Here is a 15,821-nt window from a genome sequence, read left to right on the forward strand (position 1 = left end):
TCAGTCGCCGTCCTGTGGCCATTGCTGGCCGCGGGTCCAGGAGTCCAGCACCATGAGCGTCTTCGTGCCCGTCACCTGGTGGTGCCGCCGGATCTCGTCGATCGTTCGCTGAAGATGGCCCATGTCGCGGACCCGGAGCCAGACGAGCGCGTCGGGATCGCCCGCGATGGTGAACACCGCCTGGGCTTCCGGCATCCGGGTGGTCGTGCGGACGATCTCGCCGACCTTGGTGGTCCCGGTGAACCGCAGTTCGGTGAACGCCTCGATGCCCCAGCCGAGTTTGGCGTGGTCGATCTGGACGGTGTAGCCGACGATGACGCCGTTCTCCTGCATACGGTCGATCCGGCGTTTGACCGCCGCGGTGGACAGCGTGACCCTGGCCCCGATGTCGCCGAGGGTGCGCCGGGCGTCCTCCCGCAGCAGTTCGAGGATTTCGCGATCGGTCTCGTCGATGAGCTGGTCCGCCATGAACCGGGATGGTACGCAGACGCAACGGATATCGGCCAGCGGTGAGTATGGCCCGGATATTTTGCGTGTGAAGGGGCAATAGACTGCGCCTTGTTGCGGCAGGCCCGGACGTCCGGTCTCCTGTCCTGACGTCGCGCGGGGGTGCCGAAGGAGGTAGGTCTGGTGGAGCAGTTCACGTTGGAGGACCGGTATCTACGGGAAGACGGCACCGTCTACCTCAGCGGGGTCCAGGCGCTGGTCAGGATGCTGTTCGACCGCGTCCGGCACGATCGCGCCGCCGGGGCGTCGCCCGCGGTGTTCGTCTCCGGCTACGAGGGCTCGCCGCTGGCGGGCTACGACCTCGAACTCGGCCGCCGGTCGGTCCTGCTCGAGAAGCACAACGTCGTGCACCGTCCCGGGCTGAACGAGGAGCTCGCCGCGACCGCGGTCATGGGCAGCCAGCTCACCGCGTCGGTCGGCTCGTCGTCCGGCGGGGTCACCGGGTTCTGGTACGGCAAGGCGCCCGGCCTCGACCGGGCGACGGACGCCTTGCGGCACGCCAACCTCGCGGGCACCGATCCGGCGGGCGGCGCGGTGGCGCTGGTCGGAGACGACCCGAACGCCAAGTCCTCCTCGGTGCCCTGCGCCTCCGAACTCGCGCTGGCCGACCTGTCCATGCCGGTGTTCTTCCCCGCCGACTCCCAGGACGTGCTGGACTTCGGCCTGCACGCCGTCGAACTGTCCAGGGCGAGCGGGCTCTGGTCGTCGATGAAGCTCGTGGCGAACGTCGCCGACGCCGCGAGCACCGCGCACGTCCATCCACAGTGGACCGCGCCGGAGCTGATGCTGCCCGCGTACCGGCACAAGCCCAGCTCCCGGCTGCTCGGGACCACGCTGATGGCGCTCGAACGCAGTCTCTACACCGAACGCCTGCCGCTGGCCGTCGAATACGTGCGGGCGAGCCGGGTCAACCGGATCGTCCACGAAGGACCGTCGGACCGGATCGGCATCGTCACCGCCGGGAAGTCCTATTTGGACTTGATGCAGGCGTTGCGCCTGCTCGGCCTGGACGCCGACGCGTTGTCCCGGCACGGGATCCGGATCCTCAAGCTCGGCGTCATCCATCCGCTCGAACCCTCGATCGTCCGCCGGTTCGCCGACGGCCTGACCGAGATCGTCGTGGTGGAGGAGAAGCGGTCCTTCGTCGAGGCGGCGATCAAGGAGGTGCTCTACGGTACCGCCGGGGCGCCCGCCGTCCACGGCAAGACCGGACCGGACGGCCGCACCCTGTGCACCGAACTCGGCGAACTCGACCCGGACGCCATCGCCAGGGTGCTCGCCGGACGGCTCAGCGAGCACCACGAGATCCCGTCGGTGACCGCGTGGCGGCGACGCCGTCGCCGTGAGCGCATCTCGGTGCCGCTGCTGACCCGGACGCCGTACTTCTGTTCCGGCTGCCCGCACAACTCCTCGACCAAGGTGCCGGAGGGGACTGTCGTGGGTGGCGGCATCGGCTGTCACGCGATGGCGTTGTTCATGGAACCGGAACAGGTCGGCGACGTCGTCGGCCTGACGCAGATGGGCGGCGAAGGCGCGCAGTGGCTCGGGATGGAGCCGTTCGTCGAGGCCTCGCATTTCGTGCAGAACATCGGCGACGGCACGTTCACCCATTCCGGCAGCCTCGCGGTGCGGGCCGCCGTCGCGGCCGGGGTCAACATCACCTACAAGATCCTCTACAACGCGACCGTCGCGATGACCGGCGGGCAGGACGCCGTCGGCGGGCTTCCGGTGGAACGACTGGCCGCGCTGCTCCTGGTCGAAGGCGTCGCCAAGGTGGTCATCACCAGCGACGAGCCGAAACGCTTCCGCGGCGTCCGCCTTCCCGACGGCGTCGACGTCCGGCACCGCGACGAACTGCTGCGCACCCAGGAGGAACTGGCCGCGGTGCCCGGGGTGACGGTGCTCATCCACGACCAGGAATGCGCCGCGGAGAAACGCCGCAAACGGCGTCGCGGCAAGCTGCCCACCCCGGCCGCCAAGGTCGTGATCAACGAGCGCGTGTGCGAGGGCTGCGGCGACTGCGGCGAGAAGTCGAACTGCCTGTCGGTGCAGCCGGTAGCCACCGAGTTCGGCCGCAAGACCACGATCCACCAGTCTTCGTGCAATGTGGACTATTCGTGCCTGGCGGGGGACTGCCCCTCGTTCATGACCGTGGTCCCGACGGGGCGGAAACCGCGGCGGCGGGCCGGGGAGATCACCGCGGCCGAACTGCCCGATCCCGAAGCAGCCGGAACCGACTTCTCCGTCCGGATCACCGGGGTCGGCGGGACCGGCGTGGTCACCGTCGCGCAGATCCTCGCGACGGCCGCCGTACTCGAAGGCAGGCACGTCCGGACACTGGACCAGACCGGGCTCGCGCAGAAGGGCGGCGCCGTCGTCTCGGATCTGAAGATCACCGCCGAGCCGACGCCGCAGGCCCCGAAACTCGCGGACGGCGAATGCGATCTCTACCTGGCCTGTGACGTCCTGGTCGGTGCCGATCCGGTGCAGCTGACGGTGACCGATCCCGGCCGGACCACCGCCGTGGTCTCCACGACCGAGGTGCCGACCGGCCGGATGGTCGTCGACACCACCGTCTCCTTCCCCGACGCCGCGGCGGTGCGTGGCGCGATCGCGGAGAACGCGGCGCGCACCGTGGCGCTCGACGCCAGGGCGCTGGCGGAGACCCTGTTCGACGACGACCAGTTCGCCAACATCCTCCAGCTCGGCGCGGCGCACCAGACCGGCGCCATCCCGCTGGCCGCGGCCAGCCTGGAACGCGCGATCGAGCTCAACGGGGTCGCGGTCGCGGGCAACCTCCAGGCGTTCCGCCGCGGCAGGCAACTCGTCGCCGATCCCGACGGCCTGCACGCGGCCGTCGCGCCTCCCGCCGTCGCCGCGGCCCCCGCCCCGTCGGAGGCCGCTCTCCGCGCCCGCGCGCTCGTGCACGCCGAGCCGGGCTCGGAACTCGCGCGCCTGCTGGACATCCGCGTCCCCGAACTCGTCCAGTACCAGGACGCCCGCTACGCACGGGAGTACGCCGAGTTCGTCGAGCGCGTCCGTGTCCTGGAAGGGGACTCGACCGCGGTCACCGAAGCGGTGGCGCGCAATCTGCACAAGCTCATGGCCTACAAGGACGAGTACGAGGTCGCGAGGCTCTGTCTCGATCCCGCCGTGCTCGCGGGGATCGAGGCGGAGTTCGGGGAGGGCAGCCGCTACGCCTACCGCCTGCACCCGCCGGTCCTCCGCGCACTCGGGATGAAGCGGAAGATCGCGCTGGGCCCGGGATTCCGCCCGGTGTTCGTCGCGCTGCGCGCCGCGCGGAAACTGCGTGGCACCCGGTGGGATCCGTTCGGCCGGGCCGGGGTCCGGAAGGTCGAGCGCGAACTCGTCGGCCAGTACCGGGAGACGATCCTGGCCGCGTTCGGTGCCGAGGACGCCGATCGCGGCAGGCTGCTCGCGCTGGCCGAACTGCCCGACCTGATCCGCGGCTACGAGGACGTCAAACTGGCGAATGTCGAGGCATATCGCCGGGAACAGGCCGCGCTCCTCGCCGATCTCGTGCCGGGCGACAGGCTCGGCGTGAGCGGCTGACGGGTCGCCGATCACCGGCCCGGATACGTAGTTTCGCGTATGGAGCCGTCGGGCTCGCTCGGCCAGGCTGAAGATCGCCGAACGAGGCGAACTTCAGAGGAGAAGAGCGATGCGCACACGACTGCAACGTCTCAGCGCCGTGGCCGGGCCGGCCATCTGCGCCGCGACTGGGATCGGCGCGGTACCGCCACGGCGGCGGAGATCTCGGCCTGCCCGGACGTGGACCTGATCTTCGCCCGCGGCACCTTCGAGATCCCCGGACTCGGCATCGTGGGCAAACCACTGCTCCCGGCCCTGCAACGAGCCCTGCCCGGTAAGTCGGTCAGCGCGCACGCCTTGCCGAGCAGGCGGCGTACCTCCGCTCCCTCACCACGACGGCCGATGTAGCCGGACGGTTCCGCCGAGGGGGTGGTGGTCTCCGAATGGTCGACGGTGCCACCTCGCACTTCGAGATCAACTGCTGGCCGGGGAAACACGGTAGCGTCCGGCCGGCCAAGGCGTGAAGGACTCCTTCACTACCTTCAGGGTAGGGAAGGGGGCCTTCACGGACCGTGGTCTGGGGTTTCGGTAGGGGCTGAAGGGCGCTTTCCCCGCATCGCATGCGGGGAAAGCGCCCTTCGCCGCATGCGATGAGAGGAAAGGCCCCTTCAGCCCCTCGCGACCGCCGGACTCAGAACCGGCCGCAGTTCCCGCTTCCCGCCTGCCCGTTGAACGCGGCCTTCAGCCACTCGGTGGCGTCATTGGGGGCCGTCATCATGCCCAGCGCGTGGGAGAACAGCGGCGTGAGCGACGCCAAGTCCTTCCACTGGACGTTGGCACCCTTGCCACACCAGTCCTTCGCCATCTGCTTGCCGACGACCGCCGGGATGACGTCGTCCATCGGGCTCTGTTCCACCATGACCGGCATGGCGGGTTTGACGGTGCCGATCCGGTTCTCGGCCACGATCGCGTCGAACGGCGGCTGGGACAGGTAGGAGGACACCGGCTTGCCGTCCTTGGTCAGGGAGCCGGATTGCTTGTACATGAACTGGAAGACCGCGTTCAGCGTGCACGTCTGACGGGCCTTCAGGAACAGGTCGGCACCGGTCGGGTTGGCCAGGTTCATCAACTTGGCCTCCGGGTAGGCCTGGTTGATGCCGATCAGCGCGTAGCCGAGGAACCCGAAGTACATTCCGCCGTCGAGCGACTTCGACAGCGCGGCCTTGTCGGCGGGCGGCGCGCCGGAGTAGACGCCTTTGACGTTCAGTTCGGGCGCGTAGGTGGCGGCCAGTTCGGCGGCGGCCGCGGCGGCACTGCCGCCCTCGGAGTAACCGGCGATGCCGACCGGGCCGTTGGCGGGCAGTCCGGTACCGGGCAGTCGTTGTGCGGCACGGATGACGTCGAGCACGGTATGCGCCTCGGACAACCGGATCACATACGGGTGATCACCGCTGCCCTCCACCCAAGGTCCGATGTAGTCGGTCTGTGCCACGGCGAACCCGGCGCCCAGCAGCGCGTTGACGAAGCCGCCCTGGAAACCGGAGACCATGTCCGAGGCCCCTTCGCCCGCCAGGGTTTTCGACGGCGCGCAATCCGGGCCCATGCCGAAGGTGAACGGCGCGTAGGCCACGATCGGCCGTTCCCCGGGGCCGTTCCACGGATTGTCCGGCACCAGGACCGTGCCGCTCACCGCGACTTGCTTGTCCTTGTTGTCCCGGGACAGGTATTGGATCCGTGTCGCTTTCGCGCCGTTGTAGGTCGAGGGCTGGGACTTGACCACGTCACCGTTCTGGCCGGCGGGAAGCGGTGAAGACGAGGTGTAGACCGAGCCGGTGTCCGCGCTCGCCGCCGGAGCGTTCACCGCCAGAGCCGCCACCGTGCCCGCCGCGACCAGTGACGCGGTCATGGTGGCGATCAGGCCATGGCGAAAGGAAAAAGTCATACTGCACTCCACACTGAGTCGGAACGTGAGGTCGGCTGACGAAATGCCTTGATCGCGAGAGCTTGTCGCACGCCGGGATCTTTTCCCGCACGCTGCACAGATGGAAAACCCGCAGACCCCGGCCAGTCAATGGACGAGGACTCACCGGTCGTCAAATTGTCACGGGGTGACGGTTGAGCATGTCCGCGTCTGTCAACGACGCGACTGATCGATCGCGTCAAAGCTCGAAACATCAGGCTGGTGACACTTTTGTCATTCCCGTAAGTGCGGATCGCCGGAATATGCTCATTGAGATCGAGGCTTGTCGCCGAATTCCTGGAATTGACGATTTTCCCGGGTGATCCGTCGCCGATTCTGGCTAGCATCGTCGTCATGTCCGAACTGAAGCGGTCGGCGATGCGGGTGGCCGATTCCGACCGCGAAAGCGTCGCGCGACTGCTGTACGAAGCCATGGGCGCGGGCCGGATCACCACCGGTGAACTGGAGACGAGACTGGACGCCGTCTACGCGGCCAAGACTTTCGCGGAATTCGAACCCATCGTCGCGGATCTGCCCGCCATCGGTGCGTACGCGGTGTCCCCCGCCGGAGAAGGAGAACAAGGCGGACGGCGTTCGTTCGCCGTCATGTCCTCGACCAGCAGGCGATTCGACGGGCCGTTGCCGTCGAACCATGTCAGCCGGGCCTTCTGGGGGAGTGTGCGTCTCGATCTGAGGCATGCCGACATCCCCGCAGGCATGCGCACGATCAGGGCCGTGGCGGTCATGGGCAGCGTCAAGATCGTGGTCCCCGAGGACTTCGCCGTCGACGTCCGGGGGATCGGCCTGATGGGCGGATTCGGCGCCGGTCGCGGGATCGGCCGAGGGCAGCCGTCGACGGGCGCGCCGGTTCTGCGCGTCACCGGCTTCGCCTGGTGGGGTTCGGTGAAAGTGATCCGGAAGTCGCCGGAGTCGCGGCGGCGCTCCCGGCCGCGGCTACGGCACCTCGGCCGGCGTCGCTGACGTGGTGCTCAGCCGACGACGAAGTACCGCAGCCAGAGGTAGGGCGCGGCGACGACGACGGTGATGAGGGTGACGATCGCGCCTTTGCGGGTGAACTCCCAGAAGGAGATCGGGCTGCCGGCTCTGGCGGCGATGCCGAGGACGACGACGTTGGCGCTGGCGCCGATGGCGGTCATGTTGCCGCCGAAGTCGGCGCCGAGGGCGAGTGACCACCACAGGGCTTCGGAGTGGGTGGGGTCGGCGATGTCGTTGGTGAGCGCGAGCACGAGCGGGCTCATGGTGGCGACGTAAGGGATGTTGTCGATGATCCCGGACAGCAGCGCCGACACGACCAGGATGAGCATGACCGCGAGGAGTGCGTTGCCGCCGGTGGCGTCGGCGGCCAGTTTCGCGAGGTCTTCGATCACGCCGGTCTTCACGAGCGCGCCGATCATGATGAAGAGTCCGGCGAAGAACAGCAGGGTTTCCCATTCGACACCGGCGAGATAGTCGCTGGTCTTCACGTTGGAGACCAGGACCAGGACGCCCGCGCCGAGCAGCGCGACGATCGACGGTTCGATGTGGAACAGCGAGTGGCCGATGAACGCGGTGAAGACGGCGGCCAGCACGACGCCGCATTTGATCAGCAGGCGTTTGTCGTGGATGGCTTCGCGTTCGTTGAGCGCCATGACGTCGGCGACACGGTCCGGGTCGACGGCGAAGGAGCCGCGGAAGAGCCGGGGGAGCACGAGGGTGAACACGAGCAGTTCGATGACGACGATCGGCGCCATGTTGAGCAGGAAGTCGTTGAACGTCAGGCCCCCTCGGCTGCCGATGATGATGTTCGGGGGATCGCCGATCAGGGTGGCGGCTCCGCCGATGTTGGAGGCGAAGACCTCGGCGATGAGGAACGGGACCGGGTTCACGTCGAGGCGGTCGCAGACCAGCAGGGTCACCGGCGCCATCAGCAGGACAGTGGTGACGTTGTCGAGGAACGCCGATGCGACGGCGGTGATGAGGACCAGCAGGATCATCACGCGCAGCGGCGAGCCTTTGGCGCGTTTCGCGGCCCAGATCGCGGTGAACTCGAAGACCCCGGTCTTGCGGAGGACCCCGACGATGATCATCATCCCGAGCAGCAGGAAGACGACGTCCCAGTCGACCCCGGTTTCCTGGGAGTAGAAGGCGTCTTCGGAACCGACGACGCCGAGCGCGAGGACGATACCGGCGCCTGCCAGCGCCGCGACCATCTTCGGGATCTTCTCGGTGGCGATGAACAGGTACGCCACGGCGAAGACGGCCACCGAGACCACGGTGTTCACGCCGGGCACCGTCCCGCGCGCTCGTGAGACCGCACGTCACCCTGATCCCGCACCCGATGCTCCCGCCGTCGTCGACCAAGCCCATCCCGGAAGGAATGGGCCCGCCGACCAGGCTTCCCGACACACCTCGCGTAAAGATGCCGCAAGTACGCCCACGGGGCAAACCCGCGGCCCCCGGCGGGGCATGAAGAACCCGGCAGAAGCACCGGATGATCCCGGCACACCGGGCCGGGTGGTCGTAGGCTGGACCGATGCATGCCAGTGAGATGGCGGAGGAGTTCCCGGTCGTGGACCTGGACTCCGCCGCGCTGGACGCGGCCCGCCTGCTCGCCGAGCACCGGTTGCCGGGGATCGTGGTCACCGACCGTTCCGGCTGCCCGCAATCGGTCCTGCCCGCGTCGCAGGTGGTGCGGTTCCTGGTGCCGAGCTATGTGCAGGACGATCCGTCGCTGGCCGGAGTGCTCGACGAGTCGATGGCGGACAGCGTCGCGGGCAAGCTCGGCGGCAAGAAGGTCCGGTCCCTGTTGCCCGGTGAACCCACCGAGCTGCCGAGGGTGAACGCGGACGACACGATCATCGAGGTCGCCGCGGTCATGGCCAGGCTGCGCTGCCCGCTCGTCGCGGTCATGGAGGGCAAGACCCTGCTCGGCGTGATCTCGGCGTCGCGACTGCTGCAACTGGCGCTCACCCCGCGCTGAACCGTGCTCAGCGGTCCTGGTCGGCACGGATCCACCAGCCGATCGTGGCGGTGACACCGGTGATCCCGGCAGCGGCCACGAGCAGGTAGCCGACCGGTCCCGGCAGGGTTTGGTCCGGGCCGCCCGCGCCGCTGAACAGGGCCGGTACCGACCAGGGGAAGTACGCGCCGTAGCCGAGCAAGGTGATCACCTGCGCCAGGAACACCGTGAGGAACATCGACGCCACCCCGGCGAGATAGCCGCGGCCGACGCTGGCGGCGACCGCGAACGGCGTCACCAGCAGGGCGGTCATGACGGCGGTCGCCAGCACCCGCCACAGTCCGGTGAGGACGACGGCCGCCGACCATCCCGGCAGTCCGAGCGCCGCGCCGATTCCCAGGCCCAGCACACAGGTGAACAGGCCCAGCAGCACACACCAGGCCACCGCGACACCGAATTTGGCGCCGACGATCGTCGCGCGCGACGTCGGCAAGGCGAGGAGGTCTTTGGCGGTGTCCTGGCTGAATTCCCGGCCGAACGTCCACACCACGACGAGCCCGAAGATCAGGAGCCCGCCGACGGCCGTGGCCTGTCCGAGCAAGGCGAAATACGCTGCCCAGCTCGCTTCGCCGCCGGTCAAGGCGGCCTTGGTGCCGAGAAGGCCCAGCGCCTTGGCGCGGCTCACGTCCTGCAGGATGAACATCACCAGGCCCCCGAAACCGGCGGCGATGGTGAACGCGAGCGCGGTGACCCAGGGCAGGTGGGAACGGCGCGCTTTCAGGGTTTCCGCCCACACGGCGGCGGGCAGCGCGCTCATCGCGTCACCGTTTCCGCGTGGCCGACGAGCCGCAGGAAGTACGTCTCCAGATCGTCCTGCTCGACGACGAGGCGGGTCGGCGCCAGCCCGGCCTCGACGAGCAGCGCGGCGACGTCGTCGGGTCTCGTCACCGCGCGTTCGTCGGCGAGTAGCAGTCCGGCCTCGCCGTTCGACTCCGGGGTGAAACCCGCTTCCCGTAAGGATTTCACGGCCGCTTGATCGTCCCTTGTGGACAAGTTGAGCCGCGGCCTCGCCTGCGCGGAGAGCTCGTGTGCGCCGACCTCCCGTACCAGCCGCCCCCGGTCGAGGACACCGATCCGGGTCGCGATCCTGGCGACCTCGGTGAGGATGTGGCTGGACAGCACGACCGTGACCCCTTCCTCGTGGGCGAGATCGTGGAGGAGGTGGCGGATCTCCGCCACCCCGGCGGGGTCCAATCCGTTGGCGGGTTCGTCGAGGATCAGCAGGGCGGGCCGGTGCAGCAGGGCCTTGGCCAGGCCGAGCCGCCGCGCGTTGCCGAGCGACAGGGTGCGGGCCCGGTGCTCGGCGTGGCGCCCCAGGTCGAGGCGGCGCACGACGTCGTCGACCGCGTGCTGGTCCCGCAGCCCGCGTAGCCGGGCGGCGAGCCGGAGGTTCTCGGTCACCGTCAGGTCGGGGTAGGCAGCAGGGGTCTCGACGAGGTAGCCGACATCCGCCCACATCGCCGAGCGCCCGGAACGCACCGGGGAACCGAACAGGGAGACTTCGCCGTCACTGGGCCGGATCATGCCCAGGAGCATCCTGATGGTGGTGGTCTTCCCGGCGCCGTTCAGACCGAGCAGCGCGTAGACCTCGCCGCGATCGACGGTCAAGGACAGGCGATCCACGGCGACCGTGTCACCGTAGCGTTTGGTCAGCGAGGTCGCCTTGATGATCGGGTGCACCGGCATCGAAACCCATTCCGTCCGCGTGACAACGACGCCGACCAGGCTTCCCGGCACTCCACAGATGACTTTACGCGATCCGGGGCGTGGGCGACCGCTGAACGGCCCTGGACACCCTGGGCCGAAAGGCCCAGCAAGCCGGGGGTCCTCGTCCTCCAAACGCGGCCATGGCGTTCGCGACTTACCGGGTACAGAACCATTCCCTGCTCCTGGAGGTCGTCCCGCCATGAAGTTCAACCGCAAGATCGCCGTCGTCGCCGGTGTCGCGGCCAGTGCCGCTCTCGTCTTCGGCGGGGTCGCCCAGGCCTACACGCTGGACCCGGCCACGGGCACCGGTTTCGTCGGCAAGGGCGAGGTCCAGACGCCGTTCGGCTGGAACAACGCCAAGTTGCAGGCCAACGCCGCCGGGGTGAGCTTCACCTACGACGCGACCGACAGCTACGCGGCCGTGTGCACCTGGATCACCGGCGAAGGTACGAAGGGCGAGAAGACCCACAACGTCGAACACGCCACCTCGACCTCCGTCGCCAGCGTCGTCGCCTACGACGTCCGGGTGAAGACCCAGATCACCGGATTCATGCTCAAAGGCTTCGGCGCCACCACCACGACGGGCGAGGTTCCCGTGGTCGGTGGAGCCTGCCCCGGGAATTCGGGCACGGACGGAACGTGGACGAGCGTGACGCAGACCGGCTCCACCGGCGGTCTGTACGCCCGCCACGACGTTCTGGGTTTGACCGCGCTGCTGGTGCCCACCGTGCCGGCCGTCGTCTGACGGAGAACCCCGGCTGAGTCTCGTGAGTGGTAATGATGGTTCTAACCGTCATTACCACTCACGAGCACGAAGTGCGGTCAGGAAGCATCCGCGCCCTTCTTGGGGAAGGCGGAGCCGCGCACGAGGAACGCGAGCCGGATGACGGGCAGCATGCAGACGATCTGCATCACGGCGTACCAAGGCGGGCAGACCCCCGGGATCACGTCGACGCCGATGATCGCGATCGGCATGATCACGGAGAGGGTGCGCACGCGGTCGAAGGCCTTTCGCGACCCCTGGGACGCGGAGACGGCGATGCGGTGGAGCAGCACGGCGACCACCGGCAGCAGGCCCGCCCGGACCCACATGAACGTGTTCACCGGGTGACCACCGCTCGCCACCACGACGACCGTGATCAGGGCGACGACGCTGAGCGCGCCGTAGATCTTGACGCTGTTCTTCGCGGCGCCGAAGGCGGCTCGGGCACGGGGGTTGTCGAGAAGCGCGGTGTTGGTTTCCATGGTCGACGACGTTATGAAGCGCTCGGCCGCGCCGGAATCGGTCTGGGCACACGGCCGGGTGGGTCTAGCCCCACTCCTGGGCCGGACAGGGTGGGCGCGGGTTCCGCGTGGTGCACAGTGGGGAGCACCGAAGCGGAACGTGAAGGACGAAGCGATGAGTCGACTGGGTGCGTGGCTGACGCGAGCCGGTGTGGGGTTCGTGCGGGCCTGTGCCGTGGCGGTGGTCGCGATGGTGATGCCCGCCGTGTGGGCGGCCTCCGTCGGGCTGGGGATCTGGTGGGGGCCGGGCAATCCGTGGTCGTGGCCGGCGCCGTTCGTGCTGGTGTGCGTGGCCACGCTCGTGCTGCCCCGCCCGGTCTGCCGGGCGGTCCGCTTCCTCGTCGCGAGGTGGACGGGCACGGTCATCCCCGGCGGTTACCGGCAGGCCGGGCCGGTGACGCGGCTGTCCACCGGGTACTGGTGGAACGGGTTCTCCTACGAACGCACCCGCCGGGACGCGCTGATGGACCAGAAATGGCGGGTCAGATGGCGTGACCCCGCCAACGGGCGCGATCTGCGATTCGCCGCGATCGTCCCGTTCACCGCGGGTGTGGTCGCCTGCCTCCCGCCCGCCGGTGTGGCCGTGGCCGCCGTCGGATTCGTGCGGCCGGAGCCCACCGCGCGGCTCGTCGGTGTGCTCGGGCTGGTCGTGGCCGTGGTTTCCGCCCCGTACGCCTGGCGTTGCCTCGAGCCCGTCGCCGTCCGGTTCCTGCGGCCGTCGCCCGCGATGGCGCTGGCGGGCCGGGTGAACGAGCTGACCGCCCAGCGCGCGGACACGACGATCGCGCAGGCCGCCGAAATCCGCCGGATAGAACGGGATCTGCACGACGGCGCACAGGCCCGGCTGGTCGGACTGGGACTTTCCCTGGCGACCGCGGAGAAACTGATGGAGAGCGACCCCGAAGCGGCCAGGGCGCTGATGCGCGACGCGCGGGAAGGCGCCACCGCCTCGTTGACCGAGCTCCGTGAGCTGATCCAGGGGATCAGCCCGCCGGTGCTCACCGAACGAGGACTCGCCGACGCGGTGCGCGCTCTCGCGCTGGACCTCCCGCTCGACGTGACGGTCCACGCCGACGCCGGGTTGAAGCTGGACTCGCCGATCGAGTCGGCCGTCTACTTCGGTGTCGTCGAACTGCTGACCAACGCGGTCCGGCACGCCCAGGCGTCGCGGGCCCTGGTCAGCCTCGACCACGACGACGTCGGCCTCGTCGTCGAGGTCGAGGACGACGGCCGAGGCGGCGCCGTCGAGCGGGCCGGGGGCGGCATCGCCGGTCTGCGCCGCCGTCTCGCGGTCTTCGACGGCACCCTGGAGATCACCAGCCCGCCGGGCGGCCCGACCCGGGCCAGGATGATGGTGCCATGCGTGTCGTCGTAGCCGAAGACCTCTACCTCCTGCGGGACGGGATGGTCCGTCTGATCGAGGCGTTCGGGCATCAGGTGGTGGCGACGGCGGCCACCGGACCCGAGACGCTCGACGCGCTGCGGACCTGGCGCCCCGACGTGTCCGTCATCGACGTCCGCATGCCACCGAGCCAGTCGGACGAAGGACTCCGGGCAGCCCTCACCGCCCGGAGCGAGATGCCCGGGCTGCCCGTCCTCATCCTCTCCCAGCACGTCGAGCAGTTGTACGCCCGCGAACTGCTGGCCGACGGCTCCGGCGGCGTCGGCTACCTCCTCAAGGAGAGCGTGTTCGACGCCGAGGGGTTCATCGGCGCGCTGGAGCGGGTCGCGGGCGGCGGGACGGCCATGGATCCGGCCGTCATCGCGAAACTGCTGTCCGGTGGTTCCCGGAACCGGGGGCTCGAGCGGCTCACCGAACGGGAGCATTCCGTGCTGGCCCTGATGGCCGAAGGACTGTCCAATCAGGCCATCGGCCGCCGTGTCTTCCTGAGCGAGAGCACCATCGGCAAGTACACGACGTCGTTGTTCGGCAAGCTCGGCATCACCGATGACGACGACACCAACCGCCGCGTCCGCGCCGTCCTCACCTATCTGAACAGGTCCTGATCGGCTCCGGGCGCGACCAGGCCGGCTTCGTAGGCGAAGACGACGAGCTGGGCCCGGTCGCGGGCGTGGAGTTTCGTCATGGCCCGGTTGACGTGGGTCTTCGCCGTCAGCGGGCTGATCACCATCCGGGCGGCGATCTCGTCATTCGACAGGCCCTGGGCGACCAGGGTGACGGCCTCACGTTCGCGGTTGGTCAGTTCGGCGAGCCCCTGCCGCCCGGTACCAGTGCCGGGCGGCAGGGTGAGGTACCGGTCGATCAGCTTGCGGGTGATCGACGGGGCCAGCAGCGCGTCGCCGCGGGCCGCGACCCGGACGGCGTGCAGGAAGTCCTCCGGCTCGATGTCCTTGACGAGGAATCCGGCGGCGCCCGCCCGCAGCGCCTTGAACACGTATTCGTCGAGACCGTAGTTGGTCAGGATGACGACGTGCACCGAAGCCAGCGCCGGATCCGCGGCGATGCGGCGGGTCGCCTCGATCCCGTCGACCAGCGGCATCTGGACGTCGATGAGGGCGATGTCGGGAAGGTGTTCTCCGGCCAGCCGGACCCCTTCGGCGCCGTCCGTGGCTTCGGCCACGACCTCGATGCCGTCCTCGGCGTCGAGGAGCGCGCGGAATCCGCTGCGGATGAGCGGCTGGTCGTCGACCAGCAGGACCCGGATCACGACGGCCTGGCCACGGGAAGTTCGGCCTCGACGGTGAAGCCGCCCTCGCCCCGGGGCGAGGCCCGGAGACGGCCGCCGAGCGCGGTGACCCGTTCGCGCATGCCGACCAGCCCGACGCCGGGCACCGGAACGCTGTCAGGACCGGCTTTCCCGTCGTCGTCGACCTGGATGACGAGCGCGTCCGGGCGATAGCCGATCCGGATCGAAGCCGAAGCGGCGGCGGCGTGCCGGGTGATGTTGGTCAGCGATTCCTGCACGATCCGGTAGGCGGCCCGGTCCACCGCGGCCGGCAGGTCGGCTCGGCGTCCTTCGACCGTCAAGTGCGCGTCCAGTCCGGTCGTTCTGGCCTGCCGCACCAGTTCCGGGACGGAGTCGAGGCCCCGCGGCGGATGTTCGGCGTCGTCGCGCAGCGCCTCCAGGGTCGCGCGCAGTTCGCCCGCCGCCTCACGGCCCGCCTCCCGGATCGCGAGCAACGCCTCCGGTACCTCTTCACCGCGTTTGCGGGCCAGATGGACGGCGACCTCGGCCTGCACCTTGATGACGGAGATCTGGTGGGTGAGCGAATCGTGCAGTTCCCTGGCGATGTGCAGGCGTTCCTCGTCGGCCCGGCGCAGCGCGGCCTCTTCACGGGTGCGCTCGGCTTCGTCGGCCCGTCGCTCGGCCTGGCGCAGTGCTTCGCCCGCCGCGGCGGCGGCGATCAGCCAGGCCAGTTGCAGGACCTCGCGGCTGTGTGTGAAGGCCTCGCTCACGGAAAAGACGCGCGGGGAGGCCAGGATCGCGAACGGGAGCGCGAGCAGCATGACCACCGAACCGGCCAGCGTGGCGACGCGGTGCCCCGCCCGCATCGTCGCGTACACCGCGAACAGGTACGCGACGGCCGGGACGTCGAAACCCACCAGCTGACAGGCGAGCGCGGACAGTCCAGCCGCTGCGAGCACGAGGACCGGCGCCCGGCGGCTCGCGACCAGGGCCACGCCACCGAGCGCGAAGAAGGCATAGCCGAGCGGTTCGAGAGCTATGCCCGAGTGCTGCCGGGACAGCACGGTGACCACGAGGACCGCCAGAACCCCGGCGGCGATCGCCCAGTCCCTCGCATCGATCCGTGTCTTGCCCATCCCGGAAC

Annotated in this window: 15 protein-coding genes; 7 read left to right on the plus strand and 8 right to left on the minus strand. The window is 69.3% G+C overall.

All coding sequences use genetic code 11. The features are described from left to right. Positions 1-468, minus strand: coding sequence for an Lrp/AsnC family transcriptional regulator (locus tag L324_RS19140; RefSeq protein ID WP_037309983.1), 468 nt, complete (start codon positions 466-468; stop codon positions 1-3). A 162-nt stretch (positions 469-630) separates the two neighbouring features. On the opposite strand from L324_RS19140, the gene L324_RS19145 reads away from it, so the two are divergent. Beyond that, on the plus strand, positions 631-4,080 hold the full coding sequence (locus tag L324_RS19145) for an indolepyruvate ferredoxin oxidoreductase family protein (RefSeq protein WP_037309986.1): 3,450 nt from the start codon (positions 631-633) through the stop codon (positions 4,078-4,080). Between the two features lie 219 nt (positions 4,081-4,299). Continuing rightward, positions 4,300-4,467, plus strand: coding sequence for a hypothetical protein (locus tag L324_RS42820; protein ID WP_161780864.1), 168 nt, complete (start codon positions 4,300-4,302; stop codon positions 4,465-4,467). Positions 4,468-4,750: 283 nt separating this feature from the next. Here the strand turns inward: L324_RS42820 and L324_RS19150 are convergent, their stop codons facing one another. Next, complete coding sequence (locus tag L324_RS19150) at positions 4,751-6,001, minus strand: lipase family protein (RefSeq protein WP_063624603.1); 1,251 nt, start codon at positions 5,999-6,001, stop codon at positions 4,751-4,753. 372 nt (positions 6,002-6,373) lie between these two features. On the opposite strand from L324_RS19150, the gene L324_RS19155 reads away from it, so the two are divergent. Continuing rightward, positions 6,374-7,000 (plus strand): DUF1707 SHOCT-like domain-containing protein, encoded by a 627-nt coding sequence (locus tag L324_RS19155; RefSeq protein WP_037309990.1) that lies wholly within the window; start codon positions 6,374-6,376, stop codon positions 6,998-7,000. Positions 7,001-7,008: 8 nt separating this feature from the next. Here L324_RS19155 and L324_RS19160 read toward each other — a convergent pair whose 3' ends face one another. Continuing rightward, complete coding sequence (locus L324_RS19160) at positions 7,009-8,301, minus strand: ArsB/NhaD family transporter (RefSeq protein WP_037310260.1); 1,293 nt, start codon at positions 8,299-8,301, stop codon at positions 7,009-7,011. Between the two features lie 251 nt (positions 8,302-8,552). Between L324_RS19160 and L324_RS19165 the strand changes: the two genes are divergently transcribed. Further along, entirely contained in the window at positions 8,553-8,999 is a 447-nt protein-coding gene (locus L324_RS19165) for a CBS domain-containing protein (RefSeq protein WP_037309993.1), read from the plus strand. 7 nt (positions 9,000-9,006) lie between these two features. On the opposite strand, the gene L324_RS19170 is transcribed toward L324_RS19165, so the two are convergent. Both L324_RS19170 and L324_RS19175 read right to left on the minus strand, forming a co-directional pair. Then, the gene (locus tag L324_RS19170; protein WP_235783575.1) at positions 9,007-9,795 is read right to left on the minus strand and encodes an ABC transporter permease; all 789 of its coding nucleotides are present in this window, start codon (positions 9,793-9,795) and stop codon (positions 9,007-9,009) included. Further along, positions 9,792-10,775 carry an ABC transporter ATP-binding protein gene (locus tag L324_RS19175; RefSeq protein ID WP_235783576.1) on the minus strand — a complete coding sequence of 328 codons (984 nt, stop codon included), beginning with the start codon at positions 10,773-10,775 and terminating at the stop codon, positions 9,792-9,794. The genes L324_RS19170 and L324_RS19175 overlap by 4 nt, the downstream gene beginning before the upstream one ends. Before the next feature lie 169 nt (positions 10,776-10,944). Here L324_RS19175 and L324_RS40975 point away from each other — a divergent pair, with 169 nt between their 5' ends. Further along, positions 10,945-11,490: a hypothetical protein gene (locus L324_RS40975; protein ID WP_051173970.1), complete on the plus strand. Its 546-nt coding sequence runs from the start codon at positions 10,945-10,947 to the stop codon at positions 11,488-11,490. Between the two features lie 77 nt (positions 11,491-11,567). Here L324_RS40975 and L324_RS19190 read toward each other — a convergent pair whose 3' ends face one another. Next, the gene (locus L324_RS19190; protein WP_037309995.1) at positions 11,568-11,990 is read right to left on the minus strand and encodes a hypothetical protein; all 423 of its coding nucleotides are present in this window, start codon (positions 11,988-11,990) and stop codon (positions 11,568-11,570) included. Positions 11,991-12,144: 154 nt separating this feature from the next. On the opposite strand from L324_RS19190, the gene L324_RS19195 reads away from it, so the two are divergent. Then, on the plus strand, positions 12,145-13,404 hold the full coding sequence (locus L324_RS19195) for a sensor histidine kinase (protein ID WP_037310274.1): 1,260 nt from the start codon (positions 12,145-12,147) through the stop codon (positions 13,402-13,404). Further along, the gene (locus L324_RS19200) at positions 13,389-14,036 is read left to right on the plus strand and encodes a response regulator transcription factor (RefSeq protein WP_037309998.1); all 648 of its coding nucleotides are present in this window, start codon (positions 13,389-13,391) and stop codon (positions 14,034-14,036) included. The genes L324_RS19195 and L324_RS19200 overlap by 16 nt, the downstream gene beginning before the upstream one ends. On the opposite strand, the gene L324_RS19205 is transcribed toward L324_RS19200, so the two are convergent. Both L324_RS19205 and L324_RS19210 read right to left on the minus strand, forming a co-directional pair. After that, positions 14,018-14,698: a response regulator gene (locus L324_RS19205; RefSeq protein ID WP_037310001.1), complete on the minus strand. Its 681-nt coding sequence runs from the start codon at positions 14,696-14,698 to the stop codon at positions 14,018-14,020. The two genes, L324_RS19200 and L324_RS19205, sit on opposite strands and share 19 nt — an antisense overlap. Further along, a complete protein-coding gene (locus L324_RS19210) occupies positions 14,695-15,813 on the minus strand; it encodes a sensor histidine kinase (RefSeq protein ID WP_037310003.1) in 1,119 nt (372 codons plus the stop codon). The genes L324_RS19205 and L324_RS19210 overlap by 4 nt, the downstream gene beginning before the upstream one ends. Between the last annotated feature and the right edge of the window lie 8 nt (positions 15,814-15,821).

The sequence above is a fragment of the Amycolatopsis orientalis DSM 40040 = KCTC 9412 genome (genome assembly GCF_000478275.1).
GTDB classification, from domain to species: domain Bacteria; phylum Actinomycetota; class Actinomycetes; order Mycobacteriales; family Pseudonocardiaceae; genus Amycolatopsis; species Amycolatopsis orientalis.

Bases quoted from the DNA above. Each gene is read 5' to 3' on its own strand.
- L324_RS19190 (WP_037309995.1), bottom strand. From the start codon at position 11,990: ATGGAAACCAACACCGCGCTTCTCGACAACCCCCGTGCCCGAGCCGCC.
- L324_RS19140 (WP_037309983.1), bottom strand. From the start codon at position 468: ATGGCGGACCAGCTCATCGACGAGACCGATCGCGAAATCCTCGAACTG.
- L324_RS19150 (WP_063624603.1), bottom strand. From the start codon at position 6,001: ATGACTTTTTCCTTTCGCCATGGCCTGATCGCCACCATGACCGCGTCA.
- L324_RS19195 (WP_037310274.1), top strand. From the start codon at position 12,145: ATGAGTCGACTGGGTGCGTGGCTGACGCGAGCCGGTGTGGGGTTCGTG.
- L324_RS19200 (WP_037309998.1), top strand. From the start codon at position 13,389: ATGCGTGTCGTCGTAGCCGAAGACCTCTACCTCCTGCGGGACGGGATG.
- L324_RS19165 (WP_037309993.1), top strand. From the start codon at position 8,553: ATGCATGCCAGTGAGATGGCGGAGGAGTTCCCGGTCGTGGACCTGGAC.
- L324_RS19170 (WP_235783575.1), bottom strand. From the start codon at position 9,795: ATGAGCGCGCTGCCCGCCGCCGTGTGGGCGGAAACCCTGAAAGCGCGC.
- L324_RS19210 (WP_037310003.1), bottom strand. From the start codon at position 15,813: ATGGGCAAGACACGGATCGATGCGAGGGACTGGGCGATCGCCGCCGGG.
- L324_RS40975 (WP_051173970.1), top strand. From the start codon at position 10,945: ATGAAGTTCAACCGCAAGATCGCCGTCGTCGCCGGTGTCGCGGCCAGT.
- L324_RS19155 (WP_037309990.1), top strand. From the start codon at position 6,374: ATGTCCGAACTGAAGCGGTCGGCGATGCGGGTGGCCGATTCCGACCGC.